This window comes from Listeria sp. Marseille-Q6474 (assembly GCF_946902005.1).
GTDB classification, from domain to species: Bacteria; Bacillota; Bacilli; order Lactobacillales; family Listeriaceae; genus Listeria; species Listeria innocua.
Genome location: NZ_CAMPPS010000002.1, coordinates 393741 through 417467, shown reverse-complemented (window position 1 = coordinate 417467; position 23727 = coordinate 393741). Strand labels below are relative to the sequence as shown.

The 23727-nt window shown below is 38.7% G+C and carries 18 protein-coding genes and 1 other annotated feature; of the genes, 4 read left to right on the top strand and 14 right to left on the bottom strand.

Annotated features, from left to right (window positions below):
• Positions 1-37: 37 nt before the first annotated feature.
• The 5 genes from OC533_RS12865 to OC533_RS12845 are packed head-to-tail and all read right to left on the bottom strand — an operon-like array spanning position 38 to position 7945.
• Entirely contained in the window at positions 38-1522 is a 1485-nt protein-coding gene (locus OC533_RS12865) for a response regulator transcription factor (protein ID WP_194323637.1), read from the bottom strand.
• A complete protein-coding gene (locus OC533_RS12860; protein WP_194323756.1) occupies positions 1522-3261 on the bottom strand; it encodes a sensor histidine kinase in 1740 nt (579 codons plus the stop codon). The genes OC533_RS12865 and OC533_RS12860 overlap by 1 nt, the downstream gene beginning before the upstream one ends.
• A gap of 56 nt (positions 3262-3317) precedes the next feature.
• On the bottom strand, positions 3318-3929 hold the full coding sequence (locus tag OC533_RS12855) for a YesL family protein (protein WP_194323635.1): 612 nt from the start codon (positions 3927-3929) through the stop codon (positions 3318-3320).
• Positions 3930-3988: 59 nt separating this feature from the next.
• On the bottom strand, positions 3989-5293 hold the full coding sequence (locus tag OC533_RS12850; protein ID WP_194323633.1) for a glycoside hydrolase family 125 protein: 1305 nt from the start codon (positions 5291-5293) through the stop codon (positions 3989-3991).
• 3 nt (positions 5294-5296) lie between these two features.
• On the bottom strand, positions 5297-7945 hold the full coding sequence (locus tag OC533_RS12845) for an alpha-mannosidase (protein WP_194323631.1): 2649 nt from the start codon (positions 7943-7945) through the stop codon (positions 5297-5299).
• Between the two features lie 264 nt (positions 7946-8209).
• On the opposite strand from OC533_RS12845, the gene OC533_RS12840 reads away from it, so the two are divergent.
• A complete protein-coding gene (locus tag OC533_RS12840) occupies positions 8210-11308 on the top strand; it encodes an alpha-mannosidase (RefSeq protein WP_194323629.1) in 3099 nt (1032 codons plus the stop codon).
• A 67-nt stretch (positions 11309-11375) separates the two neighbouring features.
• Here the strand turns inward: OC533_RS12840 and cspB are convergent, their stop codons facing one another.
• From cspB to OC533_RS12805, 7 genes are all read right to left on the bottom strand, one after another.
• Positions 11376-11576: a cold-shock protein CspB gene (cspB, locus tag OC533_RS12835; RefSeq protein ID WP_003723180.1), complete on the bottom strand. Its 201-nt coding sequence runs from the start codon at positions 11574-11576 to the stop codon at positions 11376-11378.
• A gap of 286 nt (positions 11577-11862) precedes the next feature.
• Positions 11863-12558: a phosphatase PAP2 family protein gene (locus tag OC533_RS12830; protein ID WP_045552888.1), complete on the bottom strand. Its 696-nt coding sequence runs from the start codon at positions 12556-12558 to the stop codon at positions 11863-11865.
• 13 nt (positions 12559-12571) lie between these two features.
• The gene (dapF, locus tag OC533_RS12825; RefSeq protein ID WP_153648705.1) at positions 12572-13561 is read right to left on the bottom strand and encodes a diaminopimelate epimerase; all 990 of its coding nucleotides are present in this window, start codon (positions 13559-13561) and stop codon (positions 12572-12574) included.
• Positions 13562-13672: 111 nt separating this feature from the next.
• Entirely contained in the window at positions 13673-16438 is a 2766-nt protein-coding gene (gene ileS / locus OC533_RS12820; RefSeq protein ID WP_194323626.1) for an isoleucine--tRNA ligase, read from the bottom strand.
• 52 nt (positions 16439-16490) lie between these two features.
• Positions 16491-16724: a binding site (T-box leader), on the bottom strand.
• Positions 16721-17248 (bottom strand): septum site-determining protein DivIVA, encoded by a 528-nt coding sequence (gene divIVA / locus OC533_RS12815; protein ID WP_003725769.1) that lies wholly within the window; start codon positions 17246-17248, stop codon positions 16721-16723. It overlaps the preceding feature by 4 nt.
• Positions 17249-17342: 94 nt before the next feature.
• Entirely contained in the window at positions 17343-17864 is a 522-nt protein-coding gene (locus OC533_RS12810; protein WP_003727955.1) for a transcription repressor NadR, read from the bottom strand.
• 4 nt (positions 17865-17868) lie between these two features.
• The gene (locus OC533_RS12805; RefSeq protein ID WP_194323624.1) at positions 17869-18975 is read right to left on the bottom strand and encodes an IscS subfamily cysteine desulfurase; all 1107 of its coding nucleotides are present in this window, start codon (positions 18973-18975) and stop codon (positions 17869-17871) included.
• A 131-nt stretch (positions 18976-19106) separates the two neighbouring features.
• On the opposite strand from OC533_RS12805, the gene nadB reads away from it, so the two are divergent.
• Genes nadB through nadA form a run of 3 tightly spaced genes read left to right on the top strand, consistent with a single transcriptional unit; the run spans position 19107 to position 22500 of the window.
• On the top strand, positions 19107-20561 hold the full coding sequence (gene nadB, locus OC533_RS12800; protein WP_194323622.1) for an L-aspartate oxidase: 1455 nt from the start codon (positions 19107-19109) through the stop codon (positions 20559-20561).
• Entirely contained in the window at positions 20558-21403 is an 846-nt protein-coding gene (gene nadC, locus OC533_RS12795) for a carboxylating nicotinate-nucleotide diphosphorylase (RefSeq protein WP_185590448.1), read from the top strand. Before nadB ends, nadC begins: the two co-directional genes overlap by 4 nt.
• Complete coding sequence (gene nadA, locus OC533_RS12790; RefSeq protein ID WP_194323620.1) at positions 21400-22500, top strand: quinolinate synthase NadA; 1101 nt, start codon at positions 21400-21402, stop codon at positions 22498-22500. Before nadC ends, nadA begins: the two co-directional genes overlap by 4 nt.
• Before the next feature lie 33 nt (positions 22501-22533).
• Here nadA and OC533_RS12785 read toward each other — a convergent pair whose 3' ends face one another.
• Positions 22534-23310 (bottom strand): RNA-binding protein, encoded by a 777-nt coding sequence (locus OC533_RS12785; protein WP_033837754.1) that lies wholly within the window; start codon positions 23308-23310, stop codon positions 22534-22536.
• Between the two features lie 125 nt (positions 23311-23435).
• Positions 23436-23726, bottom strand: a complete 291-nt coding sequence (locus OC533_RS12780) for a YggT family protein (RefSeq protein WP_003763260.1) — start codon at positions 23724-23726, stop codon at positions 23436-23438.
• Between the last annotated feature and the right edge of the window lies 1 nt (position 23727).

The following is a 23727-nucleotide window of genomic DNA, read 5'->3' as shown; positions in this document are numbered from 1 at the left end:
GGATGTTTAGATTTATAGACAAATATTAGAAATAATTTTATTGATGGATTTTCCGGTAACGATTTGGTGTTTCGCCAGTATGTTTTTTAAACTGTCTATAGAAATAGGCCATATCTGTATAGCCGGATTTCCCAGCAATAATCGTTAAATTATCTTTTGTTTGCAGCAACTCTTCCTTCGCATAGTTTACTCGGTAGCGATTCAAATAATCCGTAAAATGCTCACCCATTTCTTTTTGGAAAAGTTGCCCAAGATAGACTGCATTAATGTGAAAATCGTTGCCAAGCGTTTTTAAGGACATACCTTCTGAAAAATGTTCGGTAATATACGACAATACATTTTGGATTATAGGGCTTTTCGATTCATCGGTTTGTTTTTTACGATTGTAATAACGAATCGCATAGGTGAGTGTTGCTTCTTCTAGCCCTTCAATACTTGTTTCTTCTGCGATTCGCCCCATTGACTCGCTTAATTCTTTAGGGTCTGATTCTGCCATCATCACGAGCAGTTCATTCAAAATATGGAGCATTTGATGTGGATCGCTTTCTAATTTATGATCGTTCCATTCTTTAAAAAAGTTGTTAATCCATGCTTTGATTTCTTTTTCATTATTCATTACGAGTAGTTTTGCAAGTTGATGTTGTTTTCTTTTTGGTCGCCAAGTGTGTTTCGTTCTTTTTTGGTAGGCAATCAAGCTGCCGGACTCTTTTACAAGCCGTTCTGGAAGTAATCTCGTCAGTTGTCGGAATGCTTGCGGATACATCATTTCCCCTTGTACTTTTTCGCTAACAAAGATATAAAAAGCTTCGTTTGAAATATGTTGCTTTATATCTTGATGGATCGCTAAAATTTGTTCGGATATAGAGGTTTGTTCGGTTATTCCTAAGATGATTTCATTTTCTGGAGTAAGTAGCATAAATGGATAGGTGCGCCGGTAGTGTTCAGAAAGCTTTTTCCATTCAGCCATGTCGGTTTCTTTAGTTGGTTGAATCTGGATGAGGACGGCGCTCTCGTTTTGATTTAAAGTCATCTCGTATAACGCAAGTCGCTCTTCCCATTCTTCTTTATTAATTCGTAAATTTAGCCAGCGCCAAATCGTATTGTCCCGTAAAATGTAGTACGCTTCTTCCCTTGGTACGACATTATCTGTCACTTGTTTTTTCTCTATTTGTACGAATGTTTCTTTTAATTCTTGTTCGTTTAAAGGTTTTAATAAATAATTTTCGATTCCCGCTGAAAGTCCACGTTTTATATAATGAAAATCTTCAAACCCAGAAAGAACGACGGTTTTAGTAGTCGGTTGGCGTTTTTTCCATGCATCGATTAATTCTAAACCATTCATCACAGGCATTTCTATATCTGTTAAAAGGACATCCACTTCTTGATCCGCAAATAACTCTAGGGCTAGTGCGCCATTTTTGGCTGTCCCGACAATTTCAATGTTTTGCTCAAACTCTGGAATAATGCTTTCTAAACCTTTAAGGATAAGGGGTTCGTCGTCTACTAGTACTATTTTTAGCATCACTTTTCTCCTCCCGTATTTTGAGGTACTTGAAATAGAATGATCGTACCTTCATTTGGCTTGCTTGTAATCGTTAATGAGTAAGCTTCACCATATAAAAGTTGCAGTCGTTTGTTTAAATTAGCTAGACCGATGTGGCTTGTTTCAGCTTTACTTTCAATCGTTACTTGCACTTCTTTTAGTTTTTCCGCGTCCATTCCTTTGCCATTATCTTTTATTTGAAATTGTAAATTGTTATTTTCCGCCGTGACCGTAATTGTAACTACTGGATGTTGGTTTTCTTTATAGGCATATTTGAAAAAATTCTCAATGAGCGGCTGCAGGGCAAATCGTGGAATATGGGTATGATTAAAACGTTTTTCAATATGGATTTCTAACTTAATCGGCTGTTCATGGCGCATTTCCATAAAACGAACATATTGTTTTACATAATTGATTTCTTCGCCTAAAGTCGTGATTTCGCGGTGGTTAGCAGTATAGCGTAGTAACGTCGCAAGTTGGTAAATCATATCACTTGTTTCTTTTGCTCCTTCTACGCGCGCATTCATTCTAATTGCTTCTAAAGAATTATAAAGAAAATGAGGTTGCATTTGCCCTTGAAGCGCTTTGAGTCGCGCTTTTTGTTCTTCCATTTCAAGACTATAGACCTTCTTCACATAAGCATCGAGATTTTCAGTCATATGGTTAAATCGCTCACTAATCATCGTCAGTTCATCCCCATTATTATCGACAGGTAGTTTTGCATCAAGCGTTCCATTTTCCACTCGGTTCATCCCACCAATAATTGTCAAAATCCGCTTGGAGTAGCGCCTGCTTATTACAAAATTAACGCTAATAGAAAAAATAACGAGTAACAAACCAATCCCAAATAAGGTCAACTCGATTAGTGGCGCGCTATCATCCGTGACACGATATAAAAATGTATTATTTTTTAAGCCAGTAGTTTCATCCTCTGTTTTTTGAAAGTATATTTTCTTATTATCTACATTCATCCAGCCTTGTTTTTCGGGTGGGGTTATTTGTTTTGCAGGATGATTGGAATATAACTCGGCCCCTTTTGTATTATTTATTTGGAAAATCGAGTTTTTATAATCTTTCGTAATCCATTTGTTTAAAAAGGTTGGATCAATATAAAGTAATAGATAGCCCATTTGTTTTAATGTACTCGGATCGTTAATCGGCTGTTTCACGACAATTTTATTTTCTATCGTATAAAAATTTCCTTGTTTCGATGCTTGACTGGCAATATTTTCTTCACCATATGTATCAACAGTTTCTTTCCATTCACGGTAACGACTCGGAAATGTATAGGAGTAGCTTCCGTCATCTGAAATAAGCTGCAAAGCAATAATATCTTCATCATACGAAAAATAAGACTGTAAATAGGTTTGCATATCTACAGAATAAAAATTTTTACTTTTAAAATAGTTGTCGATATTTTGCTCGGTGTAGCTATCGTAATCATTCGTCATCGCAATTTGAACATCTTGCATCAAATCACTATTGCGGTAAATATCTTGGGTTAAACTAATTAACGCCTTTTGCTTTTCAGTTAAAGCTTCCAACTGCTTGCTGGCGATGGTTTCTGCGCGCTGAAGATTTGTATCTAGCTGAATATTGGTATAGTACTTGTAAATGAAAAAAAGCAACAAGCTCACGGTAAAAAGACTTGTTAAAGAAAAAATTAATAACATCCTTTTAAAAACGCGCTTACGTGGTAATTCTTGTGTCATTCTAATTCATTGCCCCCTTTTCCTTTCTGATTATTGCATACTATCAAAAATAATGTAAGGGGTTACTTTGGCTCCATCTGTTTAAAACGTTGCAAGTTGATTTTCATTATCCAATAACTTGGTAAAACACCCGAAATAAACAAAATAAAAGCTGGCATTTTAGAAATCAACCAGGCACAAAAAACAAGGCCAACCACAATCATAAAGGTATTTTTAAAACTAGTAATGGCAAGTAAGAATGCTTGACCAACATAAGCGCGAACATTTTTCATTTGGAAGTGAACAAATACGGTAAAATACTGTAAAAAGGCAATACCAACGAGAAAAAGTAAGAACATCAAGAAAAAGTATAAAATGGTCGACCAAAATCCTTGCATCAGTTCAAAAACAATCCGTAAATCAGCATAAAGAAATATCCCAATGGCTGCAAAAATCCCACCTGCTAAATTAGCAGAAACAAATACTTGCTTATAAGTTTGCCAAGCTGATTTCCAAACAGGCGCGTCTAAATCACCTCTCGCCCATTTTCTCGTAATCGTAAAAAGAGCAACTGTCGCTGGCATAAATCCAAGCACAATCCCGCCTATTAATACAAGGAAAAGCCATACTAAATTCGTCCAAACAAGCCGTATTATCCAATCACTAATAACTGAGAATTTATCAATAAGTTTCATTCTTTTTTCTCCTTTGATAGTAAGAGAAAGCCTGAGTTTTTCGCCCAGACTTTTCTTTTTTATTTACTTAATGGGCTTCCTTTTACATATACACCACATAAACTTAGAACAAATTCGCTAAACATCGCATTCGACCAAGCAAACCAGTCGCGAGTGAATTCAGCTGGGTTTGAAGCGTTAACTCCTTCATGCATGTAATCCGTTCCACCATCACCAGCTATTAACATCTCTAAAATAGCTTGTTTCTCGCTTTCTGTTTCTGCGGTTAAACCTTCAATGCTGAGCGCAATCGGCCATACATAATGATCCGGCGTATGAGGGCTACCAATTCCAGTAAGGACGCTACCTTCTACAAAATAAGGATTTTCTCGGCTTAAAATGAGTTTTCTAGTCGCTTGATATGCTGGATCATTTTTTTCACAAAAACCTAGATACGGCGCAGCGAGTAAGCTCGGTACATTGGCATCATCCATAAATAACTTGCGCCCAGTTCCGTCAACTTCATAAGCATAAACATCGCCGTAATACGGGTGCGCTTGTTTAGCGTATGTTTCAATTCCAGTTGCGACTTCTTCTCTTAACTCCGAACTAGCTTGGATTAATTCCTTATCGTCCGAATAAAACTGTGCCGCTATTTCTTGGACGTAATCCATCACTACGACCAAAAACATATTACTCGGCACAAGATAACCGTACATACACGCATCATCGCTTGGTCTAAAGCCACTCCAAGACATTCCTGTATAACTTACATCTGTTCCTTTTCCATCATTATTTAAAGTATCTGATTGACGCACATTTTCTCGTTCAAAACGATATGGGCTTTGCTCCGTATGCTTTTGTTCCGTTTTAAATACATCGATAATCTGGTGTAAAGCCTGCCTGAATTCCTCGGTAAAATGACCCGTGTGATTAGTACTTTTCCATAATAGATAAGCTAACTGGACTGGGTAGCAAAGTGAATCAATTTCATACTTACGCTCCCAGACAAGGTCTGTCATCTCTGTTTTATCTTGTTGAAAACCGGCACCATTCGCAGTTTTATTAAAAGCATTCGCATAAGGATCATGAAGAATATATTTTGTTTGCAGTTTTACGAGATTTTCAATTAATGTCGCCATCTCTTCATCTTCTTCTGCAACAATTAAATAAGGGCGGATTTGGCTCGTTGAATCGCGTAACCACATAGCTGGAATATCACCTGTAATAACAAACGGAAGCCCTTCTTCTGTTTCCTCTAAAGTAGTTGTATAGGTGTTAGTAAAACATTTTTCAAACATGCGATGTAATTTTTCGTTTTCTGGAAAAGTCGTTTTTACTATATCAATCCATTTGTTAAAACTTGTTGGTACTTTCTTTGTCATGAATTACACTCCTTTTAATGTGATAATTTCGTTTGGTTTAACGGTAAATTGATTTTTTGCATCTCCTGCTTTTTCTTCTAAAATGGTTGATTTTCTCCACAGATTAACCGTGTTTAATAGTTTTGGCTCGGATCCGGTTTGATAGAAACGAATAATTGGTTGATTGTCTTTTGCTAGTTTAAATGCGGAAAAAACAAGTCCGTCTGCTACTTTCCATTTCGCAAAATCTTTTGTTTCTGCAAGAATTTTTTCTTTTGATGATGACGGGTGTTGAATGGCAAAAGTAGGTGTTAAGAGTGCGTTAACTTGTGCAGGGACGTTGACGCTTGATTCGTCTGTTAAGAATACATGGAACTCGGCTGTGATTTCGCGGTGGCATTCTGCTTCATATGCTGGGAAATCACCCCAATCGCCAATTTCTGATACTGCGCGTAACAGTGTTAGTTCCAATCTGTCCCCTTGGTCGCTTACTTCATATTCCGGTAAGTCGAGGCTTGCAACAACGATATTTCCACTAGTAACAAAACCTTGTTTCCGGTTATCATTAGCAGGATTTGTCCATTCTTCCACTTGTTTATTCGCGCGCGTTACTACTTCAAAAACACTGCCCGCTTGATGTGTTTCTGTTTGTTTCCCAGTTGGTAAAAGTACGCGAAGGCGATGGTCATCCACCTGGTTATCTAGTTTAACGCGAACAGTTAGTTGCTTATCATGTTTATTCAGCGTCAATTCTGTAGTGATTTTAAAAGTAGTACGATTGTCTGAACGATGTGACGTCCGGTCCGGATGCCATACTAGTCGGCGTTTTTCTTCAGCAAATGTCGCACTTGCGCTTACTGGAATTTCTATTTCATGTTTAATTTCGATTGTCTTTCCAAGCTTATCTTCACGCAACACGCGAATTTCTGGTTTTGAATTAAAGGTATTTATACGTAAATTATCACCTGTTTCTTTAAACATATACTCGTTACCAATATCGCCAACATCCTCATATGCCCCAAGCCCCGCGACTTCTACAGCCGTCTCTTTATCCAAAATGGAGTAAGTTCCGTTCGGCGCGATTTCTACTTTTAAATATTGATTTTCTAACTGTAAGTCCCCTGTTAGCTCTTTTTCGTCATCCGAAACTGCGACCGGATGCGCATAGATTGTTTGGTACCCAACTGCTGGTAAATGTTCGACAGTAAAGGTTAGTTTATACTTTCTTGCAAAATAAGAATCGCGGAATTTTCGTTCTGGTAAATCATAGTTAAAATGAATACCAAGTGGCTCAACTACAACCGGAATTTCCTCCCCATTACTTGTTTCCATCCGAAAACTTTGTTCGGGAAGTTTTGCTAATTCATCTGGTATCAATTCAAAATGCATCTCAGAAAAATGAATCGCGTCTGTTTCAAGTTCAAGTTCGACAGTTCTAGTTGCTTCTACCCCGCCTGCATGGAAAACTGTAATTGGAATACCCGCATCATTCGTTGCGATTTGTTCCGTTATTTTACGTGCTGCGCTTTGAATAATCGCCATAGTTGTTTGTTCCACTTTTTCAAAACGAGCTTCCATTTCGCGGTGTACTTCATCCAAACTACATCCTGTAATGCTGTCATGGATTTGATTTTCCATGAGTAATTTCCAAGCAAAAGCCAGATATTCATGCGGATAACTAACACCAGCTTCTGTTGCCATTACCGAAATCGGTTCAGCTAAACGCTCTAATAAACGTTCAATTTTAGCATTGGCTTGCTTCAAATAAATACGCGAGGAAGCTGTATTAGCAAGCGTTGACCAACCATCCGATTGTTGGCTTGTTAATTCTCCGTGAACTGTTTGTAATTTTTCAGGTTCAAGCCCGGCTTTGACAGCATCTTGGTATTTTTCAAAATGACTATGAATAAAATCAACCTCTGGATACAGTTCCCGTGCTACTTCAAGAGCTTCCGCTAAATCTGTTTGGACAGGCTGGTGGTCACAACCGTTCATAAATAACCATTCATCTGTTGACGCAAATCGTTCCACGTCTGCCAATTTTTTATCCCAGAAAATTTTTGCTGCTTCTTTATCAGTTGGAATTTCATTACCATTGGAATACCAATTAGCGAGTAAAATTCCTAAAACTTTCGAACCGTCCGGGCTTTCCCAGAACATCTCTGAATATTTCGAGGCAAAAGCACTATCAAATACTTGGTTATTAAAGCCAGTTGGGTTAACACCTCGTCCAAAAACAACCGTGTCAAAACCAGCTTGACGCATTAATTGCGGCACTTGACCATATAAACCAAACGTATCCGGAAAATAACCAATTTTTTCCGCTTGACCGAATTCTTCTGCCATTTCTAAACCATATTGCAAATTACGAATATTCGCTTCTCCACTCGTCAAAAAAGCATCTTGTAACATATACCAAGGGCCGATTCGTAATTTTCCATCAGCAACCAGTTGTTTCATTTTTTCTCTTTTAGCAGGTTTTACAGCTAAATAATCCTCTAACATAATCATTTGTCCATCCATATGAAAATGATTAAAACCAGCTTCTTTATCAAGTAAATCTTCTACTTCATCCATAAGTGTAACGAGCCTAAATCTTAGGCTTTCCAGTGGTAAAAACCATTCTCTGTCCCAATGAGAATGCGATATAATATGCGCTTTCTTTCTAGTCATTTTGCCCCTCCAAATATCCTTTTTGTATTCGCTTTCAAGCTAAGTATAGTAAGGGCTAAAGCGAATTGCAATGCTACGCCAAAAACTACTATGAATAATCCATTTTCCCTTGATTTGTCCATTTCAAAAAAGCTTATTCCTTACCGCTCTAAAGATGAGAAAAACAACCCTGCCAAATTCCCTCCAAAAGCCAAATTGACTTCTTTTCCCGCTATGATATATTGAAACCGTTCTAGACAAAAAAGAAAGGATTTGAGTATATAGATGTTTTTCACAAAAGATAAACTACGCGGTAGACTAGATGAAGTCGCCCTTTACCGCTATGAAAAAACGCATCCGATTCAGAAGTTCCAAGCAGCTGAGGATATGGACGGAAACATTGCAGCGCGTCCTCAAACTGTCATTTATGATAACGAATTAACTATTGGAGAAAACTGGGCCGGCCGCGATCGCTACGTCTGGTTAAAAACAACGATTACCTTCCCCAGTGCCAAAGAAGGTACTCGCTTAATCGGTTACTTTGATTTTGGCAATACTGGCGACGGTCATAATTCTGGCTTTGAATCCTTATTATTCGTAAACGGCGAACCATTCCAAGGCGTCGATCAAAATCACCAAGAAGTTCTTTTTCCAGATAGTTTTGCCGGAAAAACGACCGAACTTGTCTTTCGTTTATGGTCTGGTCTTGAAGGAGGCGGCGTTCCTTCCATCCAAACACATCAGTTAAAAGAGGCATTTATTGGTTATTTAAACCTCGTGATTGACGATTTATATTTTACGAGTAAAGCTACCTTAAAAACACTCGATCAACTGGAAGAAAATAATCCGACATACGCTCCCCTGCTTCAAGCTATTAACCGCGCTTACCTAGCGATTGATTGGGGAACACCAGGCTCTAACCAAAATCTTTCCTCCATGGAAAACGCCAACCAAATCTTGCAAGCAGCAATAAAAGAACTGCCGAAAAACTTTCCTATCAAAGTAGCAGCAGTTGGACATACCCATATCGATGTAGCATGGCTATGGCGTTTAAAACATACCCGCGAAAAAGCAGCACGATCATTCTCGACCGTGCTCCATTTAATGGAAGATTATCCTGAATACTTATTTTTGCAATCACAGCCCCAACTGTACGCCTACATCAAAGAAGATTATCCAGAAATTTATGCCAAAATAAAAGCTAAAATCGAGGAAGGCAACTGGGAAGCTGATGGCGGAATGTGGCTTGAAGCCGATTGTAATATCCCTAGCGGAGAATCACTCGTCAGACAAATGCTCTACGGTCAGAAATTTTTACGCGAAGAGTTTGGCAAACCTTCTAGTTTTCTATGGTTACCTGATGTATTTGGTTATAGCTGGGCCTTGCCGCAAATTCTCCGTAAATCAGGCATCAAAACTTTTATGACGACTAAAATTAGTTGGAATCAATATAACCGAATGCCGCATGATACGTTCCAGTGGCGCGGTATTGACGGCACAGAAATCCTAACTCACTTCATCACCGCACCAGAAAAAAACAGCCGAATTTCTACTTATAACGGTAAAATGACCGCGCGTGAACTGGTGGGACTTTGGGATAAATATCAAGATAAAGAAATAAACCAAGAATTATTACTTGCTTATGGTTACGGCGATGGAGGTGGCGGGGTAAATCGCGAAATGCTCGAGATGCGTCGCCGCTATGATAAAATGCCAGGAATCCCTGAAGTAAAACCAAAAAGCGCTACCGATTATTTTAATAATTTACATGAAACGATTCAGAGCACTGATCAATACGTCCACACTTGGAACGGCGAACTTTACTTTGAATACCACCGCGGAACTTACACCAGCCAAGCCTTCACGAAAAAAATGAACCGTAAAATCGAGCTTGGTTTAAGAAATAGCGAATGGCTTTCTGTTTTAGCGAACTTAAAAGCAGGAACTACTTACCCAACCGAAAAATTAGCGAACATTTGGCAGATATTACTTCGAAACCAGTTTCACGATATTATCCCTGGCTCTTCTATCAAAGAAGTATATGATGATGCGCTAATTGAGTATACTGAAGCACTCACCGAAAACAATGCGATTATCTCTACACAACTGGAAAAATTAACCCAGCCGGCTTCTGAAAAAATTACGCTATGGAATAGTTCCACTTGGAATCGTCCGCGCTATATCGAAATTAAAGCTGATAATCCTGCTAGCAACTTAGCCTTTTATGATCAAAAAAATAAGCCACTCCCTGCACAAAAATTAGCAAATGGCGCGTGGCTCATCCAGCACCATCACTTGCCAGCGCTCGGTGCCACAAGCATTTCCATTAAAGAAACATCTAGTGAGCTAGCAAAATCGCCTTTCACTTACAAAGACAAACAATTAGAAACACCCTATTATCAAATAACTTGGAATGAAAACGGTCAATTCACTTCCATTTTTGACAAAAAAAATAACCGCCAAGTATTAGCAGAAAACGCGAGTGGTAATGTATTTCAATTATTTGAAGATAAGCCGATGTGGCATGATGCTTGGGATATTGATCTATTTTATCAAGAAAAACAAAAGGAAATAACCACATTAGACTCTTTTGAAGTAATCAATAATGGACCACTTGAACTCACTATTAAACAGGTGCTTCACTCAGAGAAATCACAAATTACGCAGTGGATTCATTTTTACCACGAGAGCCCTGAAATCAGATTTGAAACAGAAGTGGATTGGCGTGACCGTAACCAGTTGCTGAAAGTCGCTTTCCCTGTTTCCGTTCATGCCAGTGAAGCTAGTTATGATATTCAATTTGGTAATGTAAAACGACCGACACACTGGAACACAAGCTGGGATTATGCTCGTTTTGAAACAGTTGGGCATCAGTGGGCCGATCTTTCTGAGAAAAATTACGGGGTTAGTTTGCTAAACGATTCCAAATACGGCTATGATATTAAAGACTCGACGATTCGACTAACCTTACTCAAAGCAGCTGGATACCCTGACCCAGAAGCCGATTTAGGTCTTCACCAGTTCACGTATTCCCTTTTTCCACACCAAGGAGATTTCTTAGACGGAGAAACAGTCCAAACTGCTTGGGAATTAAACAACCCGATTTTCACATCTAAAGGAGAAATCGAACCATTCTCGCTTTTCCAAGTTACTAATCCTTATGTGATGATTGATAGCGTCAAACAAGCTGAGGACGGTAATGGTCTTATCATCCGGCTGCATGAATTCGCAGGCACACACGGCGAAGTGACGCTAACTAGCGATTATGCTATTACTTCCATCACAGAATGTAACTTACTGGAGGAAAACGAAACAACACTTGAAACAGCAACATTTACCATTACTCCTTTTGAAATTAAAACTTACCGAATTTATCTGCAATAAAAAAACACGCAGCAAGGCTTCTCCCTAAGAAGTCCGCTGCGTGTTTTATTAGTTTAACGTGATCAGATTAAAGTTTAGTAACTTTTTCTGCTTGTGGGCCACGTTGGCCTTCAACGATTTCAAATTCAACGCTTTGACCTTCGTCTAAAGTTTTGAATCCTTCACCTTCGATAGCACTGAAGTGTACGAATACATCATCTCCGCCTTCTACTTCGATGAAACCGAAACCTTTTTCACTATTAAACCATTTAACTGTACCTGTTTGCATATTTCACAAACCTCCAAAAATTTTCTTAATATGTTTCTTTTACTAACGAAAAAGATGTTAACAACAAGCTAATCATTTTTTCAATTACAAAATTCACATATTAGCAAAGATACTCATTTACATCAATATCCTTGCTAATACATAAATAGACTTCCTGCAACACTTATATATTAACGCCAACGGACAAATAAATCAAGTGAAAAAGTCGCACGGTTACAAAATAGAGTATTCAGTTTATTAACTAAAAAACCCTGCTATAAGTCAATTCTTATAACAAGGTTTTCTATTAATCGACAATACTTTTATCTTTAATACGCCATTTCACAAGTAAATTATGTAACGGTTTACGCACTAAGAAATAAACGCCTAAAGAAATGAGTACAGAAGCCGTACCAAGTAAAAATCCGCCCAGTACATCTGTTGGGAAATGCACGCCTAAATAAACACGTGTATACATTACAAACAAGATAAATCCATAGCCGATAATTCCGATAACGATTTTTTGCCACATTTTTGGCACTGTGAAAATTAAGAACATCGCTGCAAGTCCGTAGAAAACCGCCGTAGCAGTCGCATGTCCACTAGGAAAACTAAAACCTGACTCATCTATTAACCAGTTAACGCTATCTGGACGTGTACGAGCAACTAATGTTTTCAAGACTAGATTAAGGACAACACCACAAGCAAGCATCGTTCCTCCAAACCATAGTCCAACAACAAATTTTCTTAAAAAGAATAGGATAAGAACAACAACAATAGTTAAAATAATAGTTGTTTCTGCACTACCTAAATTGGTCACTAGTTTAACGATAGCTGTTTTATCAGGTTGAATCCCGCCGCGAATCTTTTCAATCCAGCTTAGATCAAAACGTGCTACCCAGTTACTTTCTGTCGCAATGGCTGCTGCGATTGTAATAAATAAAATCAGACAAAATCCGCCAATAACGAATAGCGGTGTCGCTTTTTTTCGATTTGTATTCATGGTTAACTCCTTTTCATTCGGTTGTTTTTAAAAATTGCTTTACTTCTTTTACAAGCTCTTGATACTGCGCTTGTTCTGGTGTCGCTTCATTTGTAAGTTCAGTTACAGTGCCTCTTTCGTAGCTAACTGACCCCGTGCTAACAAATGTTGCATTACCAATTAATTGTAGCGAAATTTCACCAGCTTCGTCTTTTTTGGCAGTCACTTGTACTCGGCCACCATCATTATAAACATTAAGTGGTGTTTCAAAAGTATCCTTATCTAACATTTTTTTAATTAAACTACAAGCTGACATCGCTGTCCCGCATGCATTCGTAAAACCTACGCCGCGTTCAAATGTCCGCACATAAATCGCATCATCGCTTAATCGTTTCACAAAACTAACATTGACACCATCTGGAAAATAAGGATTTTCGCTGTTTAAATAACTCGCTAAAGTTTCTTGTTTATCCGAATCTAACACAGTTTGGTCCACAAACGTAATCAAGTGTGGATTTGGAACAGACACAGCAGAAAAAGCTAGTTCCGAATCTAGTTCAGGAACGACTTGATTAAATAATTTTTCCACACCGACATTCATTGGTAAACTTTCTGCATTAAATTTAACTGGAGAAATTTCAACTTGGTACGTTGGTATATCAAAACCAAGTGAAGTTGCTTTTTTGACATCCAGTACCGCTTTCATTGTTTCGACTTTTGCTTCTGTTAACGCGTGCTTTTCAAGTAAATAACGAGCTACCGTTCTTAGGCCATTCCCGCACATCGACGCAATTGATCCATCCGAATTAACGACGCGCATTTGGCCAATTGGTCCAGCTTCATTACTTTTTGTGACATATAAAATACCATCTGCCCCACCAAGCGAATGCTCTCTATCACAAAGCTTTATTGCAAAATCAGCACGTTTCGCATCCGACCAATCCATAATTTGATTTTCTTCTTCATCAACTAAGAAAAAATCGTTTTGCGAACCATGTACTTTTGTAAAGTGAATTGTTGCCATTCCTTCAAGCAACCTCCTTTATTTGGAATTACGTCTATAATACCACATCTTAAATTAAAAAAGCTTGGGGAACCTCCTTTTTAAACTACTAGGATTTTCCCCAAGCGAGCATTAAGCTTCGTAGTGTTTTACAACAATATCAGCACAGCGGCCACAAAGTGTTGGATATTTTGGATTTACGCCTACATCTTTTTTCACTACACGGCAACGTTCACAAGTTTCGCCTTCCGCTACTGTAATTTGAACAGCTACTTGATTTGATTTAAATGCAGATTCTGGCGCATTTTCCAAACCTTCCACAAGTTCAAAATCAGAAACGATGAATAGTTGTGCAAAATCGCCTTCTAATGAATCAAACAATGTTTTCGCTTCTCCGTCTACATATAGAGTTACTTTTGCAAGCATTGATTTACCGATAAGTTTTTCATTACGAGCGAATTCTAGCGCTTTTTGGACGTTATCACGGATTTGCATGAATGCGTCCCATTTCGCAGTAATTTCTTCACTATCAGCTAATACTTTTACATCTGGTAAATCTTGTAAATGAATACTTTCCGCGCCTTCACCAATCAAGCTATTCCAAACTTCTTCCGTCGTATGCGGTAAAATTGGAGCAAGTAGTTTTGTCAAAGTAACAACCGCTTCATAAAAGACAGTTTGCATAGCACGACGATCATGACTATCCGCTGCTTCAATGTAAACAACATCTTTGGCAAAGTCCATATAAAATTGGCTTAATTCTACTGTACAGAAATTATTGATTTGGTGGTAAATAGTAGAGAATTCAAACGCTTCATAGCTATCCTTCACATTTTTCACTAAATCGTTTAATTTAATCAGCATGTATTTATCTACTTCACGTAAGTTTTCATAAGAAACACCGTTAGTAGTTGGATTGAAGTCATTGATGTTTCCAAGTAAGAAACGCATTGTGTTACGGATTTTACGGTACACTTCGGATACTTGTTTTAAGATTTCATCACTAACACGAACATCAGCTTGATAATCCACAGAAGCAACCCAAAGACGAACAATATCCGCTCCAAGTTGTTTAATTACTTTGCCTGGAAGTAAAGTATTTCCAAGTGATTTACTCATTTTACGGCCTTCACCATCCAGTGCAAAACCATGACTTAGCACATTACGATAAGGTGCTTCGCCAGTGATTGCTACAGCTGTTGTTAAGGATGAGTTGAACCAACCACGATATTGGTCAGAGCCTTCCATGTACAAATCAGCCGGACGACTTAATTCTGGACGAGCATTTAATACGGCTTGATGACTTGAACCAGAATCAAACCAAACATCCATAATATCCGTTTCTTTTGTAAATTCGCCATTTGGGCTACCTGGATGTGTAAACCCAGCTGGTAATAAGTCTTTCACATCACGCTCAAACCAAACGTTCGAACCATGCTCACGGAACAGTTCTGAAATATGGTTGATTGTTTCGTCTGTGATAATCGCTTCCCCGTTTTCCGCATAGAAAATAGGTAGCGGAACGCCCCACGCACGTTGACGAGAAATAACCCAGTCGCCGCGGTCGCGAACCATATTGAATAGACGTGTTTCACCCCAAGCAGGAGTCCAGTTAACACCTTTAACAGCAGCGAGTAAATCATCACGGAATGCGTCAATTGAAGCAAACCACTGCGCTGTAGCACGGAAAATAACTGGTTTTTTCGTACGCCAATCATGTGGATAAGAGTGAGTGATGAATTCCATTTTTAGTAATGCGCCCACTTCTTCTAATTTTTCTGTTACCATTTTATTCGCTGTATCGTAAAATACGCCTTCAAATCCTGGAGCTTCTTCTGTGAATACGCCACGATCATCTAGTGGAGCAAGAATTTCTAAATCGTATTTTTTCCCGATTAAAAAGTCATCTTCCCCGTGTCCAGGAGCCGTATGAACCGCACCAGTACCGGCTTCAGCAGTGGCATGTTCGCCGTTCATTACTAAAGAGTCACGGTCATAGAATGGGTGTTTAGTTACAACGCGGTCAAGTTCAGAACCACGAACTGTTTTAACAACTGTCGCATCTTCAAAGCCTAGTTTTTCACGTAAGCTTGGTAAAAGTGCTTCTGCTACAACATATTTTTCACCCGCGGATTCAATTACTACATAATCCAAATCAGGGTTAACAGTAATACCCATGTTTGCAGGAATTGTCCAAGGAGTTGTTGTCCAGATAACGATATTCGTACCTTCATCTAGTACACCTTTTCCGTCTGTTACTTTGAAAGCCACGAAAATCGAAGCAGATGTTTTATCTTGATATTCGATTTCTGCTTCTGCAAGCGCAGATTCACTAGAAGGAGACCAATAAACAGGTTTTTTACCTTTGTAAATGTAACCTTTTTTCGCCATTTCACCGAATACTTTGATTTGCTCTGCTTCGTATTCTGGTAAAAGTGTAATGTAAGGATTTTCCCAGTCGCCGTTAATTCCAAGGCGTTTGAAACCTGTACGTTGGCCGTCTACTTGCGTCATCGCATATTCGGCACACAGTTTACGGAATTCAGCGATCGACATTTCTTTCCGTTTAACACCTTTTTTGGCGATAGCTGTCTCGATTGGTAGTCCGTGTGTATCCCAACCAGGAACATACGGGGAACTGAAGCCAGCCATTGATTTATAACGAACGATAATATCTTTGATTGTTTTATTTAACGCATGCCCCATATGAAGCTCTCCGTTTGCGTAGGGAGGGCCATCATGTAAAATATACGCCTTGCGTCCAGCATTTTTTTCTTGAATTTTCTCATATAGCTTTTCTTCTTCCCATTTTGCTTGCCATTCAGGTTCTTTGTTTGGCAAATTTCCACGCATTGGAAAATCTGTTTTTGGCATTAATAACGTATCTTTATATTCCATACTCTCTTCTCCTTTAAAACTTTATTTTTAAACACAAAAAAATCTCTCCCAAAAAAGGGACGAGATTCGCGGTACCACCCTTGTTGACATGCATGTTAATTGCTTGCCCACTTCATTAATGCCATAACGCCGGCTCGCGCTAACACTTACTCAAGCAGTTGCTTTTTCGGGTTAGAACTAAAGAGTGATTTCGATTTTTTAGAGGATAGCTGGTCTCACACCTTGCACCAACTCGCTTTGTATCCTATATCTAAAAAATTTACTTGTCTCTTATAATCGTTTTTAACGTTCTTCTGATTCAGCAGCTTCGACTTCTTTAATAGACGCTAGTTCTGTTGCATCTACATCGTAAGCCATCATTTGCTGCCAGTCTTCACTTTTAATTAAATCCATTTGCGCTTCTACTAACATACGAAGACGCTCGCGGAATACTTTAGATTGGCGTTTTAGGTCTTCAATTTCAATCGCGATTTTACGAGCTTTAGAAAGTGAGTCGCTTAAAATTCGGTCTGCATTTTTTTCAGCTTCACGGATAATAAGTTTTGCTTCTTTTTCAGCGGAAGCTTTCACTTCTTCGGCAGCTGTTTGTGCCACGATTAATGATTTGTTTAATGTTTCTTCAATGTTTGTAAAATGACCTAAACGTTCTTCACTATTATTTAAAGTGTCCTCAATACGCTTTTTCTCTTTGATAACTTGTTCATAATCTTTAATGATTTGATCGAGGAAGTCATTTACTTCGTCTTCGTCATAACCTCTAAAACCACGGGTAAACTCTTTGTTATGTATATCCAGCGGCGATAATGGCATATCTAGCACCTCCATACGACTATTGTTTATAAATACCTAACATACATTCTACCATAGTTACTAGCTTTTTCCTAGAATTTATATTGAAAAATGGTTAGATTAAAAATCCAGCTTTATCTAGCGCCTTAATCGCTTGCTCTAATTGTTCTTTCGTATCTGCTTCAATCGTATGTAAATGGGTTCCGTCCGTTAAACCAGAAAGCATCGTTGCTCCTGTTGTTTGCAATTTCCGCACAAATTTTTCTACATCAAAACGGCTTTTTAAATGCAGTGAAGCGGTGATTTCGCCGTAGATTGGATGATCCACAATTACATCAATAATGGAAACACCGTGATCCACCAAAATATTTAGTTCCTCGGCAGCTTGTTCTTTCGTATGTTTTACAGCGATAACGCGTCTTTCACCTGTATAACTCGTTTCTTTCGCATAAATATAACCTTGTGGAGTAGCCATAATTGGTTCATTGCCAGCTTTTAACAAAGAAATATCTTGAACAATCACTTGGCGGCTAACATTTGTTTTCTGTGCTAATTGATTTCCAGAAATTGGAGCCTCAGCTTCTTTCAGCCATTTTAAAATCATTTGCCTACGCGTATCACCTAATATTTTTTTCATCTTATCACCTTTTTCGTAGTAATTTATCGATTTCCTCTTTAAAAATAATACTATCGTTTAATTCATTTTCTTTTCCAAAAGATAGCCGGATAAAACGGTTTGCTTCTTCTGTTGTTTTTCCAGTAGCGATTAATGTTCTGGACGGAGCTAAATCACGTAAACTACATGCGCTCGTCGTCGAGATTTGAATATCTGCTTCGTTTAAAGCAAGTAAAGCTTCCTGACCTTGCATATTTGGCAAAGTAAGTCCTAAAATAAACGGCGATGTATTTGGTCCACCTTCGACTTTCACCCGCGTTTCTAATGTGTCGCAAATCGCAGCTTTTAGTTTCAAAGCTCTAATCGCTTCTTGCTCTCTATTTTCCATTATATCATAGGCAGCAGTTGTAAAGGCAGCAATAGCTGGAACATTTACCGTCCCCGGTCTAAAGCCAAATTCATGATGTACATCTGGCAAAACTGCCTGCAAAGGAGAATCTGGTTTCATAAAAAGTATTCCAGCCCCTTTTGGTCCATAAATTTTATGCGATGAAATACTAAAACTAGTGACATCACTTAAATCTAAATCAAGTTTTCCAAAAGATTGAACAATATCGGTATGAAAAAAGACACCTGCTTTTTTAGCAATGTGAGCTAGTTCGGCGATTGGTTGGATGGTTCCGATTTCCGAATTAACATGTTGAATAATAATAAGCCCCGTCTCAGCAGAAATCATTTTTTCTAAAGTAGCTGGATTTACTTGCCCAAACGAATCAACTGGTAATGCTTTCATACGACACTTCCCCGCTTGTTCGAGTGCCATTAGTTGCTGCCAAACAGAAGCGTGTTCCAGCGGACTTACGAGCACTTCTTTCTTATCAGTTGTATGGAGTAGCGTTTGGATGGCGATTTGATTACTCTCTGTTCCACCACTCGTAAATAAAACCCCTCGGTTTGGAACATGTAATAACTCAGCAAAACTTTCCCGACATTTTTCTAAAAGGGCTGCTGATTTCGTCCCGGCATCGTGTAAACTTTCCGAATTAGCGAAGAATTCTCGCGAGGCATCCATAAAAACTTGTAAGGATGTTTCACTCATTTTCGTAGTTGCTGCATGGTCAAAGTAAATCATCTCTTTATCTCTCCCTTAAAATTTTATACTTGAATTTAGTTTGATTTTGTGTGATTATAGATGACAAGACAACTGTATATTCATTAAGAAGTATACAATTAATCGAACCTACTATGCAAGAGGTGGAAACAATGACAAAAGAACGAGTTATTATCATTGGGAGCGGTATCGCAGGTTGCACTGCTGCCCTCAGATTAATGCAGGACTATGATGTGACAATAATCACAAAAGCGCATAAAGAAGAAAGTAACTCTATGCTCGCTCAAGGTGGTGTCGCCGCGGCTATATCAAAAAGCGATACACCAAAAAAACATTTTAGCGATACCTTTAAAGCTGGTTGTTTTCATAATAAAGTTCGCGCTGTAAACCAACTTGTGACTTGTGGTCCGATTGTGATCCAAAAATTAATAAAAGAAGGAATGACTTTCGACAAAAAAGATGGCGAACTTTCGCTTGGATTAGAAGGCGCGCACCAACTGCCTCGTATTTTGCATTCTGGAGGGGATCAAACTGGCAAATTTCTTACTACATTTTTACAAGAAAAATTGACAAATGTTAACTGGCAAGAGCAAAAAATGGCTATAGAGATTATTAAATATGACAGTAGAGCAATTGGGGTTCACTGTTTAGATAAAGAAAACCAGCTACATACTTATTACGGCGAACATATTATTTTAGCAAGTGGCGGACTCGGACAACTTTTTCCTGTAACCACTAATGCTGCAACTATTTCTGGAGATGGCTTGGCTCTTGCTTACCGAGCTGGTGCGACACTATCCGACATGGAATTTATTCAGTTCCACCCAACCTTGCTTTTTCTAAACGGGCGTTGTCATGACTTAATTTCTGAGGCAGTTCGCGGCGAAGGAGCTACACTTATTCGCGTGGATGGTTCTGCTATTATGGAAACCGTGCATCCACTGGCAGATCTCGCTCCACGTGATGTCGTTGCAGCCACACTTTTTGAAGAAATTGAGCGTGGCAACCAAGTGTTTCTTGATATTACTAAGGTGGCTCATTTTGAGAAGCGATTTCCTGCAATTACAGCCAGCTTAGACGAGCACCAAGTACCATTTCGCGAAACAAAACGAATTCCAGTTCATCCAGGTGCGCATTTTTTAATGGGTGGTGTTCGAACGGATTTGAACGGCAAGACGAATATCCCTCATCTTTATGCCATTGGAGAAGTGGCAAATGCAGGTGTACACGGCGCCAATCGTCTCGCCAGCAACTCCCTTCTTGAAACACTTGTTTTTGGTGAAAAAGTAGCGGAATATATTCACACGCAAAAAACTAATCGAATAATAGCTCCAGAGAATCCCCCCACTTATCAACCAACAATGCCCCATTTACCTGAAAAACATATACTCCAAGAAAAAATTTGGGAAACATTAGGAATCACACGAAAATCTGAGAAAATCACTGAATTTCTCCATTGGTTAGAAACTTTTGATTACGCTAACCACACGAGGGAAACAGCTGAAATAAGTCATATGATTATTACCTCAAAATTAATTGCCGAAAGCGCCATAAAACGAACTGAAAGCCTTGGCGCACATAGAATTTTAAAAGGAGTAACAAAATGAACTCAATACTTATGAATCAAGCAATTCAAGCATTTTTATTAGAAGATATTGGTCAGCATGATTTAAGCTCAGATAGTATTTTCTCCAGTGAAACAATGGGAGAAGGCGTTTTTATTGCTAAGGAAACAGGTATTCTTTGTGGCATCGCTATCCCGCCCAAAGTATATGAAATCCTTGGTGGAAACGTGCATTTTGAAGCCGTAAAAAAAGATGGTGACACAATTAAAAAAGGAGATATTATCGCGACTGTCTCGGCCCCTGTTCGCACTTTACTTTCCGGTGAGCGTGTTATTTTAAATTTAATGCAACGAATGAGTGGTATTGCTACCCAAACCCATATTGCCGTAAAACAGTTAGACGATTCGACTATTCGAATTTGTGATACAAGAAAAACAGCGCCTGGTCTTCGTGCCTTCGATAAATACGCCGTGCAGAGCGGTGGCGGCTTTAACCACCGAAATGGTCTGTACGATGGAGTCATGCTAAAAGATAACCATATCGCCTTCTCTGGTGGTATAACCGAAGCTGTTTCTACCGTTCGTGAAAAACTGGGACATATGGTAAAAATCGAAGTCGAAACAGAAACTGCCTCACAAGTAAAAGAAGCCGTTCAAGCTGGTGCAGACATCATTATGTTTGATAACCGCACACCAGAAGAAATCAAACAACTTGTTAAACTAGTGCCAGACCACATTACTACGGAGATTTCCGGCAATATCACTTTAGATAATATTAATCATTATAAAGGCTCTGGTGCGAATTATATTTCTTTAGGATCACTAACGCATTCGGTTCGCGCTCTTGATATTAGTTTTAATAGTAAAGGAGGTATAAAAGCATGAATTTACTTGAAACAGTGGAACAAGATACGATGCCTGCTCGTTATAAACATATGACCTCGCAAGAAATGATAGCTCGTGTGACAGAAATCAAAGCACAGCTCGGTGAAGACCTTTTTATTCCTTGCCATCATTATCAAAAAGATGAAGTCGTTCCTTTTGCAGATGCAATTGGCGACTCTTTACAGTTAGCACAAATTGCTGCAAATAATAAAAAGGCAAAACATATCGTTTTTTGTGGTGTTCATTTTATGGCTGAAACAGCAGATATGCTTACGACAAATGAGCAAATTGTGACGTTACCGGATATGCGCGCTGGCTGTTCGATGGCGGATATGGCAGATATTCATCAATTAACCAACGCATGGCCCAAACTACAACATCTGTTTGGTGATACTATTTTGCCAGTTACTTATATTAATTCCACCGCTGCAATTAAATCCTTCGTCGGCGAGCATGGTGGTACAACAGTTACATCCAGTAATGCAACCAAGATTGTTTCGTGGGCACTTCAGCAAAAAGAGCGGATTTTCTTTCTTCCAGACCAGCATCTAGGTCGGAATACAGCTTTTGAACTAGGCATCCCGTTAGAACAAATGGCCATTTGGAATCCGATAAAAAACGAACTGGAATACGACGGTAACCTAGATGATTGTAAAGTAATTTTATGGAAAGGCTACTGCTCCGTCCACCAACATTTTACAGTTAAAAATATCGAAAACATTCGTAAAAATCATCCTAACATGCGAATTATTGTTCATCCTGAATGTACGCATGAAGTCGTTTCACTAGCAGATGACTCTGGATCAACGAAAAAAATTGTGACGGAAATAAGTAACGCAGCACCTGGCAGCGAATGGGCTGTCGGCACAGAAGCCAATCTGGTCGGTCGCATTATTCAAGAAAATCCCGATAAGAAAATCGTCTCGCTCAATCCTTTTATGTGTCCGTGTATGACAATGAATCGAATCGACTTACCTCATTTACTTTGGACACTCGAGGCTATTCAAAACGGCGAACAAAGAAATCAAATCAAAGTGGATGAACATACAACCAAATTTGCGCTAAAAGCATTAGAAAGAATGCTGCAATTAAGCTAATAAAAAAACGAAAGCAGTGGCTGCTTTCGTTTTTTATTTTAAATAACCAATTTCAATTCGAATTTTATCTTTTTTCGTCCTACCACCAGTCGATAATACCTTCACTCTTCCGTATCCACGAGCTGATAATACGTCTTCTTCCTCGCATTCAAAATCCGGATTTTCCACTGTTTTCCAGTTTACTTTTACAAGGCCCGCGGTGACTAATTGTTTTGCCTTCTGCCTAGAGATATGGTGCGCATTACTAATAATAACATCGAGTCGCATACTAGAAACAGTTAGGCCCATTTCTTCCCAAACAACTGGCGCGTAGACAGCATTTGCCAAGTCAGTTTCTTCTAACATCACATTCACTTTACCGATTTTTTCAAGCTGTAATGTTAAATAATCCTTCATCGTACTTTCTACTAATAACTGCCATTCACTACCATTATTTAAAATATCACCAAAAATATCTCGTTTCATTCCAAGCGACATTAATGTACCGAGAATTTTTTGATGCGTGAGTGTCGTGAATTTCACCGGGTAGCGAATATGGAACAAAGCCACCTCAAAATCAGCTTCTGTTGGGGTATAATAATCAGGATAAATCAGTGCGCGCCGACGTTCTGCATGCGGAACCCCACCAAAAAATTGGACGCCAATATGCTCATAACCACCAATTACTGTCTCGGTAATATAACGTTGCCTCGGGTCCAAAAAATCCGTTAGTTGCGGTGTATATTCATTTTCAACTTGCATCGTAATTCCTAATATCTTATCAATAAATGCGTATTCTTCCGCGCGAAAATGCTGATATATTCCATCCATCATCGTTTCTCCCTTTCAATCCGTTCCAAGTCTTTAGCCCTATTATACCATGAAAACAGCTGCTACTCTGATAATCTTGCTTCATTATTCAAAAAAAGCCACCCATTAGAAAACGGGTGTGCTTTTTAAAATAGCATTGGAATAACGTACACTTGAATTAGTCCAGTTAAAACTCTCATCGCATATTGGAAAATGAAATAAGCCACAAGGGACGAAATATCAAACATACCAATCGGCGGAATAATTCTTCTAAAAGGCTCTAAAATCGGTTCAAAAATACGTGCTAAAAATTGACCGATTTTCGATTCTCTTGCACCTGGAAACCAGCTCATCAAGAAATAAATAAACATTAGTGTTGGCAACCATCTAATAACAAATAAAATGACTTCCACCACTTGATATAAAATACTTTGCAAT